This is a genomic window from Nonomuraea lactucae (assembly GCF_003313395.1).
Lineage (GTDB): Bacteria > Actinomycetota > Actinomycetes > Streptosporangiales > Streptosporangiaceae > Nonomuraea > Nonomuraea lactucae.
The window spans coordinates 1-20,322 of record NZ_QNFZ01001063.1 but is presented as its reverse complement, the minus strand read 5'-3'; the positions used below and the strand labels follow the sequence as shown (position 1 = coordinate 20,322).

The window sequence follows — 20,322 nt, the reverse complement described above, 5'->3', positions numbered from 1 at the left end:
TGAGGCTGTGGGATGCCGCTTCCCATCGGAAATCAGGAGTGGCCGCCGCCGCACATCACGCGCGAGCTGCAGCTGTATGAGCAGTGGGGGGCGTGGTACGCGGGCGATCCCGACCAGCTCGCGCGGGTATACGGCGCTGGCCAGGTACACGGCATCGGGCTCGACCCGAAGGGGTGGGACCGCCCGCAGAGGGGTGTGACTGGGCTGCTGAACCGGGCCACCCGCTGGTTTTGGGGCTCGCCGGCGTCGGCCGGTCAGGTCAGATCGACCAAGCTGCACGTCCCCCTGGCCGGGGACATCGCTGCAACGTCGGCCGACCTGCTGTTCGCCGAGCCGCCCACGCTGAAGGTGCCCGGCAAGACGAGCCAGAAGCGCCTGGACAAGATCATGCACGAGGCGGCGATCTACGGCGCGCTGCTGGAGGCGGCCGAGATCGGCAGCGCGTACGGCGGCGGGTATCTGCGTGTCGGGTGGGACATGGAGATGTACGACCACCCCGTGCTGTCGGTGCTGCCGCCGGACAGCGCGATACCCGAGTTCAGATATGGCAAGCTCGCCGCGGTCACCTTCTGGCGGGTGCTGGCCGAGGAGGAGCGTCATGTGTGGCGGCACCTCGAACGGCACGAGAAGGGTCGTGTCCTGCACGGCTTGTACCTGGGCACACAGGACCGTCTCGGCAAGCAGATCCCGCTGGAGGAGCATCCGGAGACGGAGATCTTCGCCGACCGTGTGGACGAGGACGGCGGCTTCGACAGCTTCTACGAGGAGGGCCTGCTCGTCAGCTACATCCCGAACATGCGCCCGCACCGACTCCTGCGAGGCACCAGCCTGGGCCGGTCCGACTACCAGGGCGTAGAGCACCTGATGGACGCGCTCGACGAGGTGTGGACCTCGCTGATGCGAGACATCCGGCTCGGCAAGGGCCGCGTCATCGTGCCTGATCTCTTCCTGGAGAACCACGGCCGCGGCAAGGGCGCGAGCTGGGACCCGGACCAGGAGATCTACAGCGGGCTGGCCATGCTGCCGCCGCCAGGCGCGACCCCGAACAACATGCTCACGGTCAGTCAGTTCGCGATCCGCGTCCAGGAGCACGTGGAGACGGGCAAGGCGCTCACAGCCCAGATCTTGAGGGGCGCCGGATATTCCGCGCAGTCGTTCGGCGAGGTGGACGGCAGCGGCAAGCAGATGACGGCCACCGAGGTCCACAGCCGAGAGCGGAAGTCGTTCTCGACGCGCGGCCGCAAGACGGGCTACTGGAACCCGACGCTGCGCTGGCTGCCTGACGTGCTCTTGTCAGTCGATCACCGTGTGTTCGGCACGAAGGTCAGCGCGGAGAGGGGCGAGGTGCATTGGCCGGACGGCGTGCAGCCCGACCCCGAAGCGCTGGGCCGGACGCTGGAGCTGCTGAACCGGGCGCAGGCCGTGTCCTTGGAAACGAAGATCAGGACGCTGCACTCGGATTGGGACGATCACCAGGTGCGCGAGGAGATGCACCGGATGCGCGACGAGCTCGGCCTGAACGTGCAGGACCCGGACCGGCTGGAAGATGAGCTGATTCCGGCAGCGAGCGGCGAGGACTGACGTGGCCGAGCCGCTGGAGGATATCGAGGCGGCTCTCGACCACGCCCGCGCCGTGGCGGCGATCTACTGGGATGCCGAGCGGGAGCTGCTGCGCGTCGTCTCCGAAGCCTTGGCCGCCCGGCTGGGAGAACCTGGATGGGAAGGCCCGCGCTTCGCCGAGGTGCGTGAGCTGCGCAAGGAAGCCGACCGGGTGGTGCGCCGGCTGGAACGGCTCGCGGACAAGCTCGTCACCGCAGGCGTGAACGCGGCGTGGCGCCGCGGCGTGCAGCGCGCGGTCACCGACCTGTCCCGGCTGGGCGTGCGGAAGGGGATCGGCCAGGGCCAGGGCGTGATCGAGCTGGCCAAGCAGACTGTGCAGCGCGTCGCGAACGTGCACCTCGGCGCGCTCCGCGCGACCGAGGATGTGTTCTCGCAGGTCGTCGGCGAAGTCACGGCGCGGGCGTTGACAGGCGCGGAGACGCGCCGCGAGGCGACGTCGAGAGCGCTGGAGAAGTTCGCTCGCAAGGGCATCACGGGGTTCACTGACGCGGCCGGCCGGTCCTGGTCGATCGGCGCGTACGCGGAGATGGCCGGACGTACGGCCATGGCCCGCGCCGCGGTGGACGGGCACCTGGCGACGTTGCAGGAGAACGGCGTTGACCTGGTTATCGTCACGAGGCTGCCGTTCACGTGCGAGCGGTGCGCCGTCTGGGAGGGCAAGATCCTCACCCAGTCGGGGCGCATCGGCTGGCGGCAGGAAGAGTCCGCCATCAGCGACGACATGGTGGACGTGCTGGTCGAAGGCACCGTCGAGCAGGCCCGAACCGCAGGGCTGCTGCACCCGGGCTGTGGCCACAATCTGGGCGCCTACCTGCCCGGTGTCACGAAGCGGCCGCCGGTGCAGCCGCACCCCGCCTCCTACCGCGACTCCCAGAAGATGCGGCGACTAGAGCGGGACCTGCGTTCGGCCAAACGGCAGGCGACCGTCGCGCTCGACGCCGACGATCGGCGCAAGGCCGAGGCCCGCGCCAGTCGGCTGAACAAGCAGATCAAGGAACACGCCAAGGAGTCCGGGGTCCCGGTCCGGCGTGACCGGCAGAAGGCGGCCACACTGCCGACGTCGCTCGAGCAGATGTCGGATGAGGACCTGGCCGGGCTGCTCGGCCGCCACGGCGGCGACGCCCAGGCCGTCGCCCGGATCACACAGGTCTTGGAGCAGCGTGCCAAGGAACGCGACGCCCAGCGCGAGCAGCGGGTGGCGGCTGCGGTGGCCGATCTGCCGGATGACTTCTCTCAGGTGCCCGACGAGCAGGTCCTTGACCTGGTGCAGCGATTCTCCGACGCCGGTGACGACGCGGCGTTGGAGCGGTTGCTGGACGAGCTGGACCGTCGCGAGCAGGTGTCGCGGAGCGATCAGACGTGGACGTGGTACGACGACGGCACCGAGGAGGACCGGCAGGTCACGGAGCTGATCGCGGCCGGTGTGGACGAGTTCGACGCGTACGCGCAGGTGTACGGCCTGGATCCGGAGATGATGCGCCGCGAGGAGTCGCGGGCGCATGTCGAGTCGCAGCGCCTGCCCGGTGAGACTCTCGATCAGGTGGCGCGCCGCCTGTACGACGAGTGGATTGAGGTCCAGTTCATCGCCGCCGAGCGGTACACCCGCGGGGTACTCGTCAACGCCGAGGGCCGCGAGCGGGGCATCGACGGCCGGACGCTGCTGTCCGGGCCGCAGGCCCGCGCGATGAAGTACGCGAGCGACGAGCTGAAGACGTGGTGGGACAAGCACCCGCGGCTCACGCTGACCGAGTTCCGGGCGCAGGCGTTGGGCCGCGACTCCGACAAGCGAGCCGCCAAACGAACCAGGGAGGATCGCAGGTGAGCCTGACCGACCTGGAGCGCCGCGCGGCCATCACCACCGCGCGGTACGCCGCGCTCCGGAGGCTGCCGATCACCGGCTGCCCGTACGACCCCGCTGGGGACGACCGTCAACGCGCGCTCACGCTGCTGTGGGTGCGCATCTACCGCAGGTACCGGCCAGCCGGGCGCTGACTTGGTCATCTGTCTCTCGTAAGGCCCGCCTGGCGCGGGCCTTTGTCATGTCCGGCTCCAGGAGGGCCAATGTTCGATCACTCGATGCTGCCGACGACGCCTGGCGCGATCATCGGCTACCGCAAGTCCGGCGCGCCGATCCGGCTGATCGCTGGAGGTGCTCCGGATGGCGAAGGAGGCGAAGGCCAGCCGCAGGACACCGGCGCCCAGGAGGGCGCTCCTGAGGCCGGGGTCACGCCGCCCACGCCGCCTGCTCCTGAGCAGGAGCCGGTGAATCCGGACGCGATCCGGGTGGACCAGCTTCCGTCGTGGGCGCAGAAGCTGTACCGGGACCTGCGTAAAGAGGCGGGCGACAGCCGAGCCGCGCTGAAGGAAGCGCAGAAGGCGGCCGAGGAGGCAGCCAAGGCGAAGGGCCCGTCTGCCGAGGAGCTCTCCAAGCAGGTGCAGACCGAGTTCGCCCAGCAGATCGGTAAGGCGCTTGGCCTGATCGGCGAGGAGCAGCAGCAGCTCACGCCCGAGCAGGTCATCGAGCAGCTCACGAGCGAGCGCGACACGACCGCCAAGGAGCGCGACTCGGAGAAGGAGCGGCACCGCCGCGCCCTGATCGAGCTGGCTGTGCACCGTGCGGGCTCGAAGATGGGCGCCGATCCCGACGCCCTGCTCGACAGCCGCAGCTTCCTGAAGAAGATCCGCGACCTCGACGTCAACGCCGACGACTTCGCCACGAAGCTCGGCGAAACCATCCAGCTCGCGCTGGATGAGAACCCCAAGTACAAGGTCGGCTCCCTGGCGGGGCCGCCTGCACGGAGCGGAGGGGAGTTCGCCGGCGGGCCTGGCGGGCGTCCGCCGAGCTCCGAACCGTCCATCGACGACTTCCGCAAGAGGCGCGCGAAGCCGTCGTCCTGAGCGATAGCGGGACCGCTACCGCTGTTCCCATGGGAGTAAGGCCCGATGCCTAACACGTTTCTGACCCCGAGCATCATCGCCAAGCAGGCGCTGGCGAACCTGTACGAGAACACAGTCATGAGCCAGCTCGTGCACCGGGACTACGAGGAGGAGTTCGTCAACCGCGTCGGCGACACGGTGACGATCAGGAAGCCCGCGGTCTTCGAGGCGAAGAACTTCAACCGCACGACCGGTATCGAGATCCAGAACGCGACCGAGGGCAGCATCCCGATCACGCTGGACAAATTTGCCGACGTCTCCTTTGCTGTCACGTCGGAAGAACTGACGTTGGAGATCATCGACTTCAACGCCCAGCTCCTGGCGCCCGCGTGCGAGGCGATCGCTCAGAAGATCGACAAGGACATCCTCACCCTGAGGAACGACATCGTGCAGCGCGTCGGTAAGGCTGGCGCGCCCATCACCGGCGTTACCGGTGCCGCGATCCACAACTGGGACAACCCGCGCAGCGTCATCGACGCGCGCCGCGTCCTGAACCAGCGCAACGTGCCCGCGACCGACCGGCACGTTGTGGTCGGGCCCGAGATCGAGGCCAAGTGGCTCAGCGACCCGCTGTTTCATCAGGCCGACACCAGGGGCGACACGGAAGGGTTGAGGGAGGCCAACCTGGGGCGTCGGATCTTCGGGCACGACGCGTACCAGACACAGAACATCGAGGCGCCGACCGGCACGCCTGGCGCTGGCCAGCCCAACACCGAGATCGGCGTCGCCTTCCACAGGACGGCGTTTGCCCTGGTAACGAGGCCCTTGGTGCTTCCGCAGGGCGCGGCCAACGCGCACGTCGAGTCCTACCAGGGCTTCGCGCTCAGGGTGGTCATGGGCTACGACCAGGTCAAGAAGCAAGACATCGTGTCGATCGACACGCTGTACGGCGTCAAGACCCTGGACCCCAACCGCGCTGTTCTGATCCACGGGGTGGCCCCGTGACGTGGCGGTACAAGAACCGCAACACCGGGCAGGTCGTCGAGCTCGACGAGCGCGACGCCTGCCTGGACATTCTGCCGAACTGGACAGTCACCGGCTCGGGCGCTCCCCAGCAGCCCGACCCGATGCCGCCCCCCACGCTGATCCGGCCGCCCGAGACCGCGCCCAAGGCCGCGTGGGTGGGCTACGCGATTTCGCGCGGCATGACGGAAGCCGACGCGAAGGCGCTGTCGAAGGCGTCGCTCATCGAGGAGTTCGGCGCGGACACCGACGATCAGCAGGAAGAGGGGGACGGCGATGGCCAGGGCTAACCTGACCGTGACGCCGGTGCCGCGCGCCGGCCTGAGCCTCGCAGGGGCGCTCACACCAGCGGTCGCGGACGGCCACTCGTACGGCTACTCCGCCAAGCGGCAGATCCGCCTGAAGAACGTCGCGACGGCGGCCCGCACGGTGACGATCGTCATGCCGGGCGAGGTGGACGGTCAGCCGCTCCCAGACCGGCCGTACACGATCCCCGCGAACACCGGCGACGTGCTCATCCCGCCGGTGCCCGAGGTGTACCGGCAGTCGGATGGCACCGTGTGGATCAACTACGACGACCCGGCCGGTGTGTCGGTCACCGTGTACGAGCTGCCCTAGGGAGGCCCCCGGTGGTGGTGTACGCGACGGCCGCCGACTACGCGGCCTACACCGACAAGCCCGCACCGGACGGCATCGCCGCCGCGCTGGCGCGGGCCTCGGAGCGGATCGACGAGCTGCTGCTCGGCGCGGTCTACAACACCGACGACAACGAGATGCCGACCGACCCGAAGGAGCGGGAGGCGATCATGCGGGCCACATGCGCGCAGGCGGCGTGGTCGCTGGCGCTCGGCGATCCGTACGGCGTGGCGTCGGCGTTCAAGGACGTGCAGATCGGATCGGTTCGGCTCGGCGGGCGCAACACCGACGGTGGGCCGCCGCGGCACGCGCCGGACGCCGCGCGCATCCTGCATACCGCGGGACTGCTGCCGGGTTACGTCTTCGATGTGGCGGCCTGGTGATGCTTCCTGACTGGCTACTCAGGCATCAGGCCCAGATCGAGCCGTTCGAGGGCGACGGCGCCTATGGCCCGGTGTACGGCGCGGCGGTGACCGTGAACTGCCTCGTCGACGACGAGCGGCGGATGGTCCGTGATGCTCAGGGCGCAGAGACGGTGTCCGACACAACGATCTTCTTCCCGCCCCGGACTCGCTGCCCCGAGGGCAGTCGGGTCACGGTCAACGGCCGCGTCACCACCGCCATCACGTCGTTCTCCCGAGATGGCGGCGGCCTGCCGACTCCTGATCACGTAGAGGTGGTGTGCCGCTGATGGACGTCGAGCTCAACATGCACATCAACGTCGAGCAGCTCGTCGCCGAGACGCGAGCCGCGGCGGCGCGTGGCCTGCATCAGGGCGCCGAGCATGTGCTCACGATGACGGGGCCCAAGGTCCCCTGGCAGGAGGGTCACCTGGAGCGGTCCGGCACGGTGTCGGTGGACGAGTCCGAGTTGGTCGGCGCGATCAGCTTTGATCAGCCATACGCGGTCCGTCAGCACGAGGAACTGGACTTCAACCACCCGGTCAAAGGGGAGGCGAAGTTCCTGGAGACGACGCTCCGCGATGAGGCCGAGGCCGTGAAGCTGATCGTGGCCAAGCACATCCGCCGGGCGCTGCGCTCGTGAGCGGCTTTTCCCGGAACTTGCTGACCGGCCTCGCCATCCTGCTGGCCGAGCACGACGTGGGCGACTGGAGCCCGATCGGCAAGTACGGCGACGACCAGCGCGCCATCACCATCGGTGGTCTGCCGGCTCGGCCGGATGAGGCGATCGCGCTCGCGGTGTACGGCACGGGCGGCGACGACGTCGAGCAGTCCGACTCGACGGTGCTCGTGCAGGTGCGGATGCGAGCCAAGACCGACCCGCGTGTGGCCGACGACTTCGCCGATGCGGTGTTCGACGTGCTGCATGGCGTGGCCGATATGCGGCTCTCGACCGGCGTGCTGGTGCTGCTCGCGCGGCGGACCACGGTCGCGCCGCTCGGCCGCGACGCCAGCGGACGTTGGGAAAGGGCTGACTCGTACGAGTTGCTGGCGTACCGACCCAGCCCGAACCGGCCCGACTGACGCGGGCCTGACCTTTCTCGCGCTGCCCACGCACCGCTGGGCGGCGCTCTGGCATGCAAGGAGATCATCATGGGCCTGCGAAGCCTGCTCGCCAAGGACTGGCGGCTCGACGTGGACACGAGCGCTCCCGGCGCGTCCGCCCCGGTGTGGACGCCCGTACGCGGCCTCTCCAAGTTCGAGGAGACCACGGACGACAACGTCGAGGACGATGGCGATTTTGACGATGAGGAGGGTTGGGGCGCCGACGTCGTGACGGAGCGCAAGTGGAAGATCGAGGCGGAGGGGCGCCGGAAGCGCACCGACGCGGCCGTCTTCACTCCGGACCCGGGCCAGCAGTTCATCCGCAAGGCCGCCCGTAAGGTCGGCTTCGCGGCGAACATCAAGGTCCGCTGGTACCGCCGCGACGGCGCCGACGACGCTTACGAGGGCGTCTGCACCGTCAGCGAGTTCACCAAGGGCGGCGAGAAGACCGACCTCGAACCCTTCTCGTTCACACTGCTCGGGCAGAACGCCCCGGTCGAGATCGAAAACCCGGTGGCCGCGTGATGGCCACCTTCCGTGAGCTGGATGAGTTCTTCGACCCGTCGCTACGGCTCCCGGCCGGCGGCCGGACGTACGTGATCCCGCCGCCCGACGCCGAGGTGGGTCTGCTGTGCCAGCGACTCATGCACGCCGGCCTCGCGGTTGAGGCGGGACAGCAGGTGGACGAGGAGGGCCTGCACCAGCTCGCCGAGACCGTGCTCGACGACAACCAGGAGAAGGACCTCTACCGGCGCATCCTGGGCCCCGTCTACGACGAGCTGTTCGCCGACAAGGTGTCGTGGCCGGTGATCCAGCATGTCGGGCAGACCGCGCTCGTGTGGGTCGCGGCCGGCTTGGAGGCTGCGGCCAAGCACTGGGAGTCCGTCTCGGGGGAAGGGCAGGCCCCGAACCGGGCGACTCGTCGGGCTCAGGCAGCGGCGGCCCGATCGACCCGCAGTCGGGGCTCCGCGACTGGTACGACCAGGAAGACGGCCTCTCGCTCTCGAAAGGGCGCAGCGTCTCCTGGCTCGACATCCTGACCCGGTGGCCGCTCGTCGAGGCCGACCTGCACGAGACGTTCGGGATCGACCTCGACGAGCCCGCCCAGCTCCGCACCCGCTCCTGGCGGTGGCTGCGCACCCGCCTGCTGGGGCTGCTCACCGCTGACACGCGCATCGCCCGCGCGCTCGACCCGGGCGACAGCAAGTAACGCCACCACCCCTCCCCCTTGATCGTGACTCTCCGGAGAGGTGGTGGCGGGCGTGGCGCTGAACGTGGGCGAGCTGTTCGCGACGCTCGACTTGCGCGACAAGATGACGTCTGGACTCCGGCGAGCCCTGGACTTCTTCCGCGACAAGGCCAGAGATTCCAAGGCCAACGCCGGCGAGTTGATGGCCAGCTCGGCCACGCTCGGCGTCCGTTTCATGGCGCTTTCGGTTGCGGCCTCGGCGGCAGCATCCGGCGTGGCGACGCTCGCGCAGGGCGGCGGCGCTTTGGTGGCCGCGCTCGCCCCGGCGTCGGGGATCGTGACTGCGCTGCCCGGAGCCTTGGCCATGGGCGCAGCGGCCATGGCCACCTTCAAGGTCGCGACCGCAGGTGTGGGTGAGGCGTTCTCGGCCGCGCTGTCAGGGGACTACGAGGCGTTCCTTGAAGCCGTTGCCGATCTGAGCCCGGCCGCCAGCGCAGCCGCCTTCGCCCTTAACGATCTTTACAACCCGATCCGTCAGCTGCGGGTATCGGTGCAGGACGCCTTCTTCTCGCCGCTGGCTGGGCAGATCGAGGCGGTCGCGGGCGCGCTCCTGGGGCCGTTGAGCACCGGCATGTCCGGCGTGGCCGGCGCACTCGGACTCGCAACCCTTGAGGTGGCGAGGTTTGCCCAGTCCAGCGAGACCGTCTGGGCTGTCCAGTCAGTGTTCGCCTCGCTGCGTGAGGCGGTGTCGGCGTTCACGCCCGCGCTGCGGCCTCTGCTGGACGGGCTGCGGGACGTAGGCGTGATCGGCGCAGGGTTCTTGGCTGGCCTTGCGCCGGGGCTCGCCGACGCGGCCGAGAAGTTTGGCCGGTTCCTGTATCACGCGGCGGCCTCCGGCCAGGCACTGGCCTGGTTGGAGGGCGCCGTGTCAGTGTTCCGCCAGCTCGGCCAGATCGCCGGGGACGTGATCGGCATCGTGCGGGGTGTTTTCGCCGCGATGCAGACGGGCGGGATCGGCGCGCTCGGCGTGATCGGGCAACTGCTCGGCCAAGTGAACGCGTTCGTCAACTCGGCTCAGGGTCAGCAGATCCTCATCACGATCTTCCAATCGCTGGCGCAGGTTGGAAGTGTCCTGATGCCGATCTTCGTGGCGCTCGGTGGATCGCTGGCGCTCATCGCGCCACATGTCGCGGCCATCGCGGTTGCGCTGGGTCCTGGGCTGGCCGCCGCGGTCTCGGCGCTCGGTCCAGCGCTGGCGGCGCTTGGTCCTGGGCTGACGCTGGTCGCGGAGATGCTGTCGCGCGCGTTCGCGGACCCGGGGCTTCAGGCGGGGCTGCTCGCGCTGGGTCAGGGGATCTCGGCGGTGCTGGCCGCAGCGGCTCCGCTGCTGCCAGTGATCGGGCAGCTTGCCGGGATCCTGGGTCAGATCCTGGGTGCCGCGCTGACCAACCTGTCGGCCGCACTCGGCCCGGTGACTTCAGTGCTTTCGTCCAGCTTGCAGCCCATTATTCCGATTTTGTCTAGCGCGGTGACGCAGCTCGCGGCGGCCACGGCACCACTCGCGGCACAGATCGGCCAATTCCTCGCACAAGCGCTGAAAACAGTCCTTCCGCCCTTGATCAAACTGGCGATGGATCTGCTCCCGTCCACGTTGGAGCTGGTCAAGGCCCTGATCCCCGTGATCACCTCCTGGGTCGGCGAACTTTCCAAGATCCTTGGTGTGATTCAGCCAATCATCGGACCTTTGGTCGAGATCGCGACGGCGCATCTGCCGCTCTGGATCAAGATCATCACAGCTGTGGTCCAGCTACTGAACGGTGACTTCCGAGGCGCGTTCCAGTCGATCGTGTCGGCGATCAAGGGCTTCGGAGACACGATCATGAACGCCGGACGCGCGCTGATGGAGGGCTTGTGGGACGGCATCGTCGCAGCCGGAAACATGATCAAGGATCGGATCGTAGGCTTCCTCCGCTCCATCCTGCCGCAGCCCGTGCTCGACTTCCTCGGCATCCACAGCCCCAGCCGCCTGTTCATGAAGATCGGCCGCCAGGTGCCGGCCGGACTCGCCCTCGGCATCACCCAGGCCGGAGGACTCGTCCGAATCGCCGCAAACCGCATGGCGGGCATCGTGGCCAGCACCGGAATCCCAGACCTCGGCACTCCCGGGGTCAACGTGCCGAACGGGCTGGCAGGCGGCGGCCTGGCCAACGCGAGGACCGTCATCCACCAGACGAACTACTACCCGCAAAGTGAGCCGACCTCGACCAGCGTCAACCGCGGACTCCAGCTCGCCGGCGCCCTGGGGGTGATCTGACCATGCCGTCCTACACGCTCGACGGCGTCCCGCTGGACCACCCAGCAGGCTGCTGGCGGCTGAAGAAGGGCACGCAGCGCCGGCCGCTGCCGGGGGCACGGGCCGTCAGGGTGACCGTCCCCGGCCGGGCTGGCGAGCTGCCCATCACGGGCCTCGACCACGAGACGACCAGTTTCCCGCTGGTCTTCACCGTTACCGGCGCGACCCCAGCCGGGACGGACGGCGGCTACCCGCAGATGGAGGCCAACCTGGAGGCACTGGGCGCGCTGCTCGGCGTCCGGCATCGCCTCATGAGCCTGCGCTACCAGGCGGGCAGCATCGTCCGTGTGGCCGACGTGACGGTGACGGCCGCGAGCGAACCGGAGGTCAACACCGGAGCCGCGCGGGCCAAGCTGACCGCGATCGTCGAGGTGCCGGGCGTCTACTGGCGCGATGAGACGGTGACGACTTGGCAGGGCAACGCGAACGCCTCCAACCAGTCGGTCACCACGCTCGCCAGCTCAACCGCGCCCATCACGGACGCGCTCCTGCGCGTCACAGGGCCGGCCACGAACATCACCCTGCGGGACGTGGCCACGCAGGGCGCGGTCGGCCTGCTCACCTCAGGAGCGAACTCCATCACGGCGTCGGAGCGGCTGCTGATCGACGCGGCAACGATGCGCGCCGCGGTGGTCATCACGGACACGTGGGATCTCGCGACGGGCGCGGACAAGACCGGCATGATCAGCGTGTTCGGGCCTGGCTCTGCGTCGCGGTGGATCCACCTGACACCGGCGATGGCCGTGGGGGATCCGTTCTCCCGCGCCGTGCTTCTCTCGTGCACCGCGACCGGTACAACCCCGGCGTCGAAGATCGAAGTCCGAGCCCGCCGCGCCTACCTTTGACCCCGAAGGGGACACGTTGAGGGGCATGGATGGTCTGTGCTTCAGCACCAACACCACGACCGGCCCTCGGCACGCTTCGACTATCGATCAAGATGGCAAGTCGAACCTCGCATCCCGCTCATCGCACCCACATGCTCGAAGATACCTCGCGTTGCGTACACGGCTGGATGCTCCCCGTCGAAGAAACAGGTGGCTAAGGCATCTGCGAGATAGATGGAGGTCTTCATGTTCGACCTCCGTCTCGTGGCCTATGACCCCAACGGCGCCCGCCGCGGTCTGCTTCCGCACCCCCTTAGCATCGAGGTCGCCTGGTCGCTAAATGACCTCCCTGCCCTGAAGTTCGCCTACAGTGCGCACGCGGTCGGCGCTGAGTTAATCGCTACATCATGCGAAATCGGCGTGCAGTGGACGGTTGACGGCAACACCTGGACGGAGTACCCCGAGGGCCGATTCCTGCTGCTCCACCGTGTCGGCGACCAGCTCGACCCCGCAGCCGTGTGGCGGTTCGATTGTCCGTCCTACTTGTGGACCTTGAGGAAGGCGGTCGTCTACCCGCACGCGACCATCGCGCCGGTCAACCAACAGCGGATGTTCAGCTCGTCGGCGACAGGCGGCTTCATACTGCACACGCTGATGACCGAAGCCCAATCCCGCGGCGCACTTAACGGCCTGACGTGGACGTTCACCAGCAGCATCGATACGGCCGCCGCGTCCTGGTCGCCGTTCATGGGCATGGGCATCCCGCTCGGCACCGACCTGCTATCGGTTCTGCTGAAGCTGGTCGAGTTCGGGCTGCTCGACTTCCGCCTGAGCGGCGCCCGGCAGCTTTCCGCGTGGAAGCCGAACACTGGCGTGCTACGCGACCGGACCATGGGCTCCTTCCCGGTCATCCTGCACGGTGGCTGCGACATCAGGGCCGCGCCCGACGTCGGCACTTTGAAGGACATGGCGTCGGCCGCGTACGTGGTCGGCGACGGCGAAGTCCGCCAGGAGGTAGTCAACGTCGGTACCCCGCTGCCGTGGGGTCGATGGGAAATCGGCATGCGACAGCCCGGCCTTACCGACAGCGGGTCGGCGCACACGGCTGGCACGGCTGCACTGGTGACGGCCACAACTGAGCGGGTGCAGCGCACACGCGAGATCACCACGGCGGAGGCGCAGTGGCTGCCGCTGCGGGACTATCGGCCCGGCGACCTGATCCTGGCCCTGGGCAACGCCGGCGCCCCCCAGCCGCTGCGGATCCGGCAGGTCACGTTGAGCCGGACCGTGCGCGGCGTGGTCGTCGGAAACCTTGTCCTGGGGGACCGGTTCGAGGACCACGACCTGCGGATGGCGCGGCTGCTCGCCGCGTTGGCGGCGCGGCCCTGACCCCCTCGCTTGCGTCCATGGATTCAGAGACATATCGGGGGATCAGTGCAGGTCATCATCGCGGGCCAGGGTCAGCGGTACGCGCTCCGGCTCGTCGCCTACGCGCCGAACGGCGACCGGATCGGCCCGTAGGGGCGGTGCATTCAATCAGAAGATCGTGGTCTTATCGACGGTGGCTACGCGTCTGATCTCGCTCTCTGCAACTCCGCGTATGTCGGTCAGGTCGGCGCCGATCAGCTCTGCACCGGTCAGATCTGCGCCGCCCAGGTAAGCGCCGCGCAGATTCGCGTCGATTATGTTAGCGCCGCGCAGGTTGGCGCCGCCCAGGTAAGCGCCGCGCAGGTTGGCGCCGCGCAGGTTGGCGCCGCGCAGGTTCGCGTCGACCAGGGTAGCGCGGCGCAGGTTCGCGTCGGCCAGGATAGCGTCGGCCAGGTTCGCGAAGACCAGATTCGCGCCGGTGAGGTCCGCGTAGCTCAGGCCCGCGCGGCTCAGGTCCGCGCTGAAAAGGGTCGCCCGGGTCAGGTCCGCACCGTCCAGGTTCGCGTCGGTCAGCGTTGCCTCGGCCAGGTTCGCGAAGACCAGATTCGCGCCGGTGAGGTCCGCGTAGCTCAAGTACGCGCCGTACAAGTTCGCGCTGGTCAGGATCGCGCTGGTCAACTTCGAGTCGGTCAGTTTCGCATAGGTCAGGTTCGCACCTGGGGTACGGATCGAGTTCAGGTCGGGCGCACGTGTGTCTGGGGCAGCGTTTCGACGGCCGATCACCGTCAAGGCTGCCTGCACATCGGTGGCAGGCACGCCAGGTAGGCCCTTCGCTTTGACGCCGAGTTTCGGATCGTGCTCATGAACGAACGCAGCCAGCACGTCATATACGGTCTGGCGGTCGCGGGGCGAGTCTTGCGCGAGCCGTTCGAGGGCGTACATGCCGCCGAGCCGGACATCCACTTTGGTGGAGCCGAGCTGTTCCACGGCCTTCGTATACCGGTCGGTGATCTGCCCCTGCTCGGCGGTCCGCTGGGCCTGCCGGGAGGCGTCGAGTGATTGCGCTGTGTACCACAAGCCCTGCGCGGTGAAGACCACGCCTCCAATGACGACCAGCCCAGTAGCGGCTTGGATCAGGGTGTGGCGGGCGGCGTTGACGGCCTCGACGCGTTCTGTGGCGGTCATCTGCTGACGCTCGGCCTTGGTGAGCGGGTGGCGTTCCCCGGCCAGGCGGCGCGCGGCTGGCCCGACCAGCACGGCGATGCCGAGGATGGCGATTCCCGCCAGGGCGATACCGGCCAGGGTCCATCGCCCCCAGTCCGGAATGGCCTCGTTGGTCGCGGCGACGGCGGTCCAAGCGATCCCCACTAGGACGGGGATTAGCCAGAGGAGCCGCTGTATCCATCGCCTCGTCGGGCGTGCGGAAGGTGGCGCGGCCGGGGGAGAGGCTCGTGCTGCGGCTCTGGCCATGCGGCGTGCTTTAGACGTGGTCGCCGCTGCGATCACCTGCCGAGCTGGTGGCCGGGGCTGCCTGGCAGACATGGCCCTATTGCACCCTCTGCCCTGGATAGCTGGTGGCAGTAGTGCCTCAACCGTTACCGCACGCGACGATCCCGACTGCCTCTCCTGGAGGACTCGTGCAGGTCATCATCCCTGGCACGCCTGCGCCGTACGGCCTTCGGCTGGTCGCGTACGCTCCCAATGGGGGGCGGCGCGGCACGCTGCCGCATCACCTCGGGTTCGAGGTCGGCCTGCCGCTCAACGACGTGCCCAGCCTGAAGCTCACCTACCCCACGGCCGGGGTCGGCGCGGCCTGGCTGGAGCAGCCCGTCGAGATCGCCGTCGAGTACGCGGTCGCCGGCGGAGCGTGGGTGGAACCGGATGGCGGCCGGTTCATCCGGATCAAACGCGGCGCCGACGCCACCGACCGGGCCGGGACACGCACGTACGAGTGCCCCGCCTACAGCTGGCAACTCCGCAAGCTGATCATGTACACGGGTGGCGTCATGGCCGAGGGCAAGCGCCAGTTCTCGGCGGTCACGCCGGGCGCGTTGCTGCGCACTCTCGTCCTGGAGGGCCAGGCGCGCGGTGCGCTGCCGGGCCTCACGATCGACTTCACCTCCACGCACGACAGCGCCGGGCAAGCGTGGGACGGCAACAAGAAGCTCGCGGTCGAGATCGAGCCCGGCATCGACCTACTCACCCTCCTGATCAACCTCAGCGAGCAGGGCGTGCTCGACTGGACCATGACCGGCCGCAGACTGCGCGTGTACCGGGAGGGCACCGTCCTGGGCCGCCAGCCCGGCGCCGGCGCCGGCCCGGTCGATCTGCGGCTCGGCCGCGACATCGACGAAGCCCCCGACACCGCGACCTTAGAGGACTTCGCGACCGCGATCCTCGTACGCGGGGAGAAGGGCCTGGCCGTCGAGGTCACCAACCCCAGCGCGGTCGCCCCGTGGGGCCGTTGGGAAACCACCCAGTCGCAGGGCGGCATCAGCGACCAGGGCACCGCTGTCCTCCTCGGACAGAACGCGCTTGAGCGCGCGAGCCGCGAGCGAGCCCAGATCACGCGCGGTATCCGCGTCGAGGCCGCCCGCTGGTTGCCGCTGGCGCACTATCGGCCGGGCGACGTCATCAAGGCCCCCGGCGATGGCGGCCAGATGCAGCCGCTCCGGGTGCGCCAGGTCACCCTCGCCGTGGACAAGGACGGCTCGATCTCCGGCAACCTCGTGTTGAACGACCGGTTCATCGAACGCGAGATCCGGCTCGCTCGCCAGGCGGCCGGGATCCTCGCCGGGGGTGTCGGCTCCGGAGGGACCGGAGGAACACCCGCGCCGGAGCCGGGCGGCCGGGCTCCCGCCACACCACAAGGCTTGATCGTGGATGCGCAGGCGTACATCGACGAGTCCGGCACCGCCCGCGGTCAGATCACTGCCACCTGGACACCGGTCGTCGCCGACCCTTCGGGCATCGCCATCGAGGTGGACGCCTACGAACTGTTCGCCCGTGAGAACAACGTGGGCGGCATCTGGCATCAGATCGCGGTCGTGGAGGATGCGACCGCGACCTACTCGCCGCTGCGGGTCAACGTCGAGCACGCGTTCAAAGTGCGCGCCGTCGCCGACGCCGTGCGAGGTGAGTTCTCCGGGCAGATCATTGTGCTCGTCCCCGACGACACCAGCCCCCCGCCGGTGCCCTCGGCGCCGGCGCTGATGTCGCGGTTGGGCGTGATCCACGTGTCGTGGGACGGGCTCGGCTCGGCCGGGGAGGCGATGCCGCCCGACTTCGACCGCGTCCTGGTGTGGATGCGCGACCCGGCCGCAGTCGGGAGCACGCAGGTCGTGGACTACCTCCAGGGCGCGGGCGTGGCCGTGATCGGCGGCCAGCCGTACGGCTCGGATCGCGAGATCTGGCTCACCGCCCTTGACCGGTCCGGCAACCAGTCCGCCCGGTCCGGCGTGATGACGATCGCCACACAGCCGCTGGTGAACACCGACGTGATTGGCAAGGTCATTTCCGGCGCGAACATCGTGGACGGGACCGTGAACGCGGCCGACAAGGTGATCGCTAACACGATCACCGGGAACCTCGTTCAGGCGCTCGCGATCAACACCGGACACCTTCAGGCCAACGCGGTCACGCTCGACAAGCTGGCGGCCGGGTCGGTGGATGCGGGCAGGCTCACCGCGACGGCGATCGACGGCAAGACCATCACCGGCGCCATCCTGCGCACCGCGGCGGCTGGCGCCCGGGTTCAGCTCGGACCGGGTGGGCTGGAGGCGTACTCCCCGGCCGGCACCCGCACTGTGCGCATCGACTCGGCGAACGGGCAGTTCTCGCTGCAATCAGCCCTGAGCGGGGCGCGCATCCAACTGGACACGACCGGGCTGCGCGCCTACAACAGCAGCGGCGAGCAGATGGCGAACCTGAACACCGCCGCGGGCGAGTTCGACATCGTGGGCCGTATCCAGTCAGGCTTGAGTGGCCCCCGCTTGGTGATCAACCCATCCTTCGGTGTGGACCCGGAGATCCGCTTTTACGAGCCCACGGGTCAGTACCACTACATCACCGCGAACGTGGCGTTGCAGGATTCGATCCAGATGGGATCCGCCGTCGTCAACGGTCGTAAGGGCGTCATCCAGCTCTCCCACGAAACGGCGGAGTTCACGATCGCCGATGGAAACAACCAGGCCCACAGCGGACTGCTGGTCAAGCGGGACGGATGGCTGGACTTCCTCGGCAAGATGGGCAACCCCGGCGCTATCGGTGCGTTCACGCGAGGCGAGGCTGAGTTCCCGGCAGGGACCACAGGGTCCATTGGCTATGGGTTCACCTTCGTCGGAGGCACGCCGTTGATCACCGCGACGATGTTCAACGTCTTCGGCCCGCATGGCGTGACGGTGTCGTCGCGGTCGGATGGAGGGTTCGGGTTCTCCACGACCGGCGGCGCGCCGGGCGTCAGCTATCGAGTCATGTACTGGGTCTGGAAGCAATAATCATGATCACCCGTGAAATCGTGGACGCGTATGAACATGTCGGGGATGACGACACCGAATGGTGGATGATCGTCACCGCCAGCCCCGACGGGACACGGCACGTCTACGCCCTGCCCGCCTGCACGTTCGAGAATCTGTCCGTCGAATACGGGCTCGACCCCGGCGACATCGATGAGCTGCTGCGGATCGCGATCCTCCAGTTGCACATCCCACACCCGATGCAGCGAGCGAACGCGGCCAACGACGCCGCCGCCCTGGCGGGATTGGTCCGCAACAACAGGCCCGTGACGTTCGGAAATGCCGACTCCACCGGCCAGGCACGCGAGGCGCACCTGGCGCGAATCGCCTGGGTAGAGGCCCATGAGGTCCGCATCCTCTGGCCCAGCCCGGCAGCGCGGCCCACGTCTCGCGCGCTCGACGTGGACCCCGGCCAGGATGCCGTGGTCGATCCGCACGAGCGGCTGGCGGCGCTGAAGGCCACGTACCGGCCAGACAAGGAGCGGATGGCGGCAACCCGCGACCACCTGTCGATGCTGCTCGGCCGCCCCGTCTAATGCCCGGCCCTCACTTGGTTCGTACTACCTGAGGAGAGCGTGATGCTGCTGTATTCACCCAACGGCGACGAGATGTCCCTGCCGATCGGCGATGACCCCAACGGTGAGCTGGGCCCGGACCTGGCCAAGGTGGACCAGGCCGCCGAGCTGTTCTACCGATACGGCCACGCTGGCCGTCACGCGCACTTCGTCGGCGGGCAGGTTCAGTACCTGTCAGACCGGACGTGGTTCGTGTGTCTGCGCCAGGCCCCGGTCGGTCAGCCGGTGTCGTGGGTGCTGTACGCGGTCGTTGACCGGCCGACCGGCGTGCCGGGCCAGTTCCGGAGCGAGCCCATCTCGGCCCTCGACTTCGCGCACGCGCTGGCAGCGCAGGGATACACCGTGGCGGTCCGCAAGTACGACGAGTGGACGATCACCTACGACCTGGACGCCGAGTCGGTGCCACTGTGACAAGCGAGGAGATCCCGAGCTTGGCACTCGGCTTGGAAAAACTGCAACGCCTGGTCGAGGTGGGATTCGAGAAGAACAACGGCCTGACACAGCTCATCTTGCAGCGTCTGGACCAGGTGGACGACCGGCACGCCGAGCTCGCGCAGCGCGTCGAGCAGAACGCCGCAGCCGCGGACGTACGGTACACGGCGATGGAGGCACGTTTGGATGCCGTCGAGCGGGAGGCAGTGACGCGCACGCAGCTCGCCGACCGGACCAAGCAGATCATCGCCGTCGTGAGCGTGCTCGTGACCGTGGCCAGCGCCGTCATCGCCCTGATCAGCGTGACCAGAGGCTGACCCCCCTTGACCGTGTTCCCCGTCGAGGACGGCGTGGTGGTCGTGCCCGCCGTACTCCCCCTCCGCGTGACCAGCGCGGATCTGAAGATGACCGTGGCCGAGTGGCTGCGCCTGACCCCCTTGGAGGCCGTCGTGTCCCCTGACGATGAAGATTCGCTGCCGCCGCGACCGTACCGCGACGCAGATGTGACCGAGTACGACCCCGACCAGTCCGAGATGCCGCAGGTCCCGGGCTCTGCGGTCGAGGACGAAGACCCCGATGAGGAGGAGGTTAAGGGTGGCCAAGACGCCTGAGGACAGGCTTCTCGACGTGCTGCGTGCCGAACTGGGCTACACCGAATCCCCCACTGGTTGGACGAAGTTCGCCGCTTGGTGGGCCAAGCGGCACGGCAAGCCGGAGTGGTGGGCACGCGAGGCGTGGTGCGACATGACGCTCGCCTGGGCCGCCGACAAGGCCGGGCTGCTGGATATCGTAGGCGACTTCGCGTGGACGCCTGGCCACGCGCAGTGGTTCAAGAACCGCGGCCAGTGGGGGCACACCCCACGCAAGGCGGCCATCGTCTTCTTCGACTGGGGCGGCTCCCGCAACATTCCGGCGATCGACCACGTCGGCATCGTCGAAGCCGTGAGGGGCGGCGGCCGGATGATCGTGACGCTGGAGGGCAACACCGGCAACCAGCTCAAGCGCCGCGTGCGCAGCCTGGGCAACGTAGCCGGGTTCGGCTATCCGGCGTACTCCAACGGCAAGCCCGCTCCGACGAAGCCTGTCAAGCCGACCTGGATGGAAGAGATCGTGAAAACCCTGCCCCTGCTGCGCCGCGGCTCGCGCGGCTACGACGTCAAGACGCTGTTCTACCTACTGCACGCCCGCGGCTACGGCCTGGACGGCGGGATCGACGACACCGTGTTCGGCGAGCCACTGGAGAATGCGTTGCGCCGCTTCCAAAAGGAAGCCGGGCTGCGTGTGGATGGTGAGTGCGGCCCGAAGACGTGGCCGAAACTGTTGCGCGCCGACTGACCACCGTAAGGCGTCGAAGGTCAAGTGGCGGGGGCTCCGTCCGTCTCCTCGTCCCTACGTAGCCGGCAACG

At 68.4% G+C, this 20,322-nt stretch carries 23 protein-coding genes; 22 read left to right on the top strand and 1 reads right to left on the bottom strand.

Features of this window, described 5'->3' with window-relative positions; all coding sequences use genetic code 11:
- Positions 1–12 precede the first annotated feature (12 nt).
- From DQW85_RS42355 to DQW85_RS42280, 16 genes are all read left to right on the top strand, one after another.
- On the top strand, positions 13–1,581 hold the full coding sequence (locus tag DQW85_RS42355; RefSeq protein WP_113705375.1) for a phage portal protein: 1,569 nt from the start codon (positions 13–15) through the stop codon (positions 1,579–1,581).
- Position 1,582: 1 nt separating this feature from the next.
- Complete coding sequence (locus tag DQW85_RS42350; protein WP_113705374.1) at positions 1,583–3,442, top strand: phage minor capsid protein; 1,860 nt, start codon at positions 1,583–1,585, stop codon at positions 3,440–3,442.
- Positions 3,439–3,612, top strand: coding sequence for a hypothetical protein (locus DQW85_RS45285; protein WP_162795825.1), 174 nt, complete (start codon positions 3,439–3,441; stop codon positions 3,610–3,612). The genes DQW85_RS42350 and DQW85_RS45285 overlap by 4 nt, the downstream gene beginning before the upstream one ends.
- 84 nt (positions 3,613–3,696) lie before the next feature.
- Positions 3,697–4,518: a hypothetical protein gene (locus DQW85_RS42345; RefSeq protein ID WP_162795824.1), complete on the top strand. Its 822-nt coding sequence runs from the start codon at positions 3,697–3,699 to the stop codon at positions 4,516–4,518.
- A 117-nt stretch (positions 4,519–4,635) separates the two neighbouring features.
- Complete coding sequence (locus tag DQW85_RS42340; protein ID WP_476703629.1) at positions 4,636–5,502, top strand: major capsid protein; 867 nt, start codon at positions 4,636–4,638, stop codon at positions 5,500–5,502.
- Complete coding sequence (locus DQW85_RS42335; protein WP_113705371.1) at positions 5,499–5,810, top strand: hypothetical protein; 312 nt, start codon at positions 5,499–5,501, stop codon at positions 5,808–5,810. Before DQW85_RS42340 ends, DQW85_RS42335 begins: the two co-directional genes overlap by 4 nt.
- Positions 5,797–6,138: a hypothetical protein gene (locus DQW85_RS42330; RefSeq protein WP_113705370.1), complete on the top strand. Its 342-nt coding sequence runs from the start codon at positions 5,797–5,799 to the stop codon at positions 6,136–6,138. The genes DQW85_RS42335 and DQW85_RS42330 overlap by 14 nt, the downstream gene beginning before the upstream one ends.
- 11 nt (positions 6,139–6,149) lie before the next feature.
- A complete protein-coding gene (locus tag DQW85_RS42325) occupies positions 6,150–6,539 on the top strand; it encodes a hypothetical protein (protein WP_113705369.1) in 390 nt (129 codons plus the stop codon).
- A complete protein-coding gene (locus DQW85_RS42320; protein ID WP_113705368.1) occupies positions 6,536–6,847 on the top strand; it encodes a hypothetical protein in 312 nt (103 codons plus the stop codon). Before DQW85_RS42325 ends, DQW85_RS42320 begins: the two co-directional genes overlap by 4 nt.
- On the top strand, positions 6,847–7,200 hold the full coding sequence (locus tag DQW85_RS42315; RefSeq protein WP_113705394.1) for a hypothetical protein: 354 nt from the start codon (positions 6,847–6,849) through the stop codon (positions 7,198–7,200). The genes DQW85_RS42320 and DQW85_RS42315 overlap by 1 nt, the downstream gene beginning before the upstream one ends.
- Positions 7,197–7,640, top strand: a complete 444-nt coding sequence (locus DQW85_RS42310) for a minor capsid protein (RefSeq protein ID WP_162795823.1) — start codon at positions 7,197–7,199, stop codon at positions 7,638–7,640. Before DQW85_RS42315 ends, DQW85_RS42310 begins: the two co-directional genes overlap by 4 nt.
- A 69-nt stretch (positions 7,641–7,709) precedes the next feature.
- Entirely contained in the window at positions 7,710–8,186 is a 477-nt protein-coding gene (locus DQW85_RS42305; RefSeq protein WP_113705366.1) for a phage tail tube protein, read from the top strand.
- Entirely contained in the window at positions 8,186–8,701 is a 516-nt protein-coding gene (locus tag DQW85_RS48460) for a DUF7426 family protein (RefSeq protein WP_420819222.1), read from the top strand. Before DQW85_RS42305 ends, DQW85_RS48460 begins: the two co-directional genes overlap by 1 nt.
- Positions 8,702–8,923: 222 nt before the next feature.
- Positions 8,924–11,164 (top strand): phage tail protein, encoded by a 2,241-nt coding sequence (locus DQW85_RS42290; RefSeq protein WP_162795822.1) that lies wholly within the window; start codon positions 8,924–8,926, stop codon positions 11,162–11,164.
- Between the two features lie 2 nt (positions 11,165–11,166).
- Positions 11,167–12,048, top strand: a complete 882-nt coding sequence (locus DQW85_RS42285) for a hypothetical protein (protein ID WP_113705362.1) — start codon at positions 11,167–11,169, stop codon at positions 12,046–12,048.
- 225 nt (positions 12,049–12,273) lie between these two features.
- The gene (locus tag DQW85_RS42280) at positions 12,274–13,416 is read left to right on the top strand and encodes a hypothetical protein (protein WP_162795821.1); all 1,143 of its coding nucleotides are present in this window, start codon (positions 12,274–12,276) and stop codon (positions 13,414–13,416) included.
- Between the two features lie 147 nt (positions 13,417–13,563).
- Here the strand turns inward: DQW85_RS42280 and DQW85_RS42275 are convergent, their stop codons facing one another.
- Positions 13,564–14,763 carry a pentapeptide repeat-containing protein gene (locus DQW85_RS42275; RefSeq protein WP_162795820.1) on the bottom strand — a complete coding sequence of 400 codons (1,200 nt, stop codon included), beginning with the start codon at positions 14,761–14,763 and terminating at the stop codon, positions 13,564–13,566.
- Between the two features lie 269 nt (positions 14,764–15,032).
- On the opposite strand from DQW85_RS42275, the gene DQW85_RS45280 reads away from it, so the two are divergent.
- Genes DQW85_RS45280 through DQW85_RS42245 form a run of 6 tightly spaced genes read left to right on the top strand, consistent with a single transcriptional unit; the run spans position 15,033 to position 20,251 of the window.
- Positions 15,033–17,891 carry a fibronectin type III domain-containing protein gene (locus tag DQW85_RS45280; RefSeq protein WP_162795819.1) on the top strand — a complete coding sequence of 953 codons (2,859 nt, stop codon included), beginning with the start codon at positions 15,033–15,035 and terminating at the stop codon, positions 17,889–17,891.
- A 2-nt stretch (positions 17,892–17,893) separates the two neighbouring features.
- On the top strand, positions 17,894–18,445 hold the full coding sequence (locus DQW85_RS42265) for a hypothetical protein (protein WP_113705359.1): 552 nt from the start codon (positions 17,894–17,896) through the stop codon (positions 18,443–18,445).
- Positions 18,446–18,487: 42 nt separating this feature from the next.
- Positions 18,488–18,895, top strand: coding sequence for a hypothetical protein (locus tag DQW85_RS42260; protein WP_113705358.1), 408 nt, complete (start codon positions 18,488–18,490; stop codon positions 18,893–18,895).
- A gap of 20 nt (positions 18,896–18,915) precedes the next feature.
- Positions 18,916–19,233: a hypothetical protein gene (locus tag DQW85_RS42255; RefSeq protein WP_162795818.1), complete on the top strand. Its 318-nt coding sequence runs from the start codon at positions 18,916–18,918 to the stop codon at positions 19,231–19,233.
- A 6-nt stretch (positions 19,234–19,239) separates the two neighbouring features.
- The gene (locus tag DQW85_RS42250) at positions 19,240–19,527 is read left to right on the top strand and encodes a hypothetical protein (RefSeq protein ID WP_162795817.1); all 288 of its coding nucleotides are present in this window, start codon (positions 19,240–19,242) and stop codon (positions 19,525–19,527) included.
- The gene (locus DQW85_RS42245; RefSeq protein ID WP_162795816.1) at positions 19,511–20,251 is read left to right on the top strand and encodes a peptidoglycan-binding protein; all 741 of its coding nucleotides are present in this window, start codon (positions 19,511–19,513) and stop codon (positions 20,249–20,251) included. Before DQW85_RS42250 ends, DQW85_RS42245 begins: the two co-directional genes overlap by 17 nt.
- Positions 20,252–20,322 lie beyond the last annotated feature (71 nt).

Bases quoted from the DNA above. Each gene is read 5' to 3' on its own strand.
- DQW85_RS42340 (WP_476703629.1), top strand. From the start codon at position 4,636: ATGAGCCAGCTCGTGCACCGGGACTACGAGGAGGAGTTCGTCAACCGC.
- DQW85_RS42280 (WP_162795821.1), top strand. From the start codon at position 12,274: ATGTTCGACCTCCGTCTCGTGGCCTATGACCCCAACGGCGCCCGCCGC.
- DQW85_RS42330 (WP_113705370.1), top strand. From the start codon at position 5,797: ATGGCCAGGGCTAACCTGACCGTGACGCCGGTGCCGCGCGCCGGCCTG.
- DQW85_RS42345 (WP_162795824.1), top strand. From the start codon at position 3,697: ATGCTGCCGACGACGCCTGGCGCGATCATCGGCTACCGCAAGTCCGGC.
- DQW85_RS42315 (WP_113705394.1), top strand. From the start codon at position 6,847: ATGGACGTCGAGCTCAACATGCACATCAACGTCGAGCAGCTCGTCGCC.
- DQW85_RS42285 (WP_113705362.1), top strand. From the start codon at position 11,167: ATGCCGTCCTACACGCTCGACGGCGTCCCGCTGGACCACCCAGCAGGC.
- DQW85_RS42355 (WP_113705375.1), top strand. From the start codon at position 13: ATGCCGCTTCCCATCGGAAATCAGGAGTGGCCGCCGCCGCACATCACG.
- DQW85_RS48460 (WP_420819222.1), top strand. From the start codon at position 8,186: ATGGCCACCTTCCGTGAGCTGGATGAGTTCTTCGACCCGTCGCTACGG.
- DQW85_RS42265 (WP_113705359.1), top strand. From the start codon at position 17,894: ATGATCACCCGTGAAATCGTGGACGCGTATGAACATGTCGGGGATGAC.
- DQW85_RS42305 (WP_113705366.1), top strand. From the start codon at position 7,710: ATGGGCCTGCGAAGCCTGCTCGCCAAGGACTGGCGGCTCGACGTGGAC.
- DQW85_RS42260 (WP_113705358.1), top strand. From the start codon at position 18,488: ATGCTGCTGTATTCACCCAACGGCGACGAGATGTCCCTGCCGATCGGC.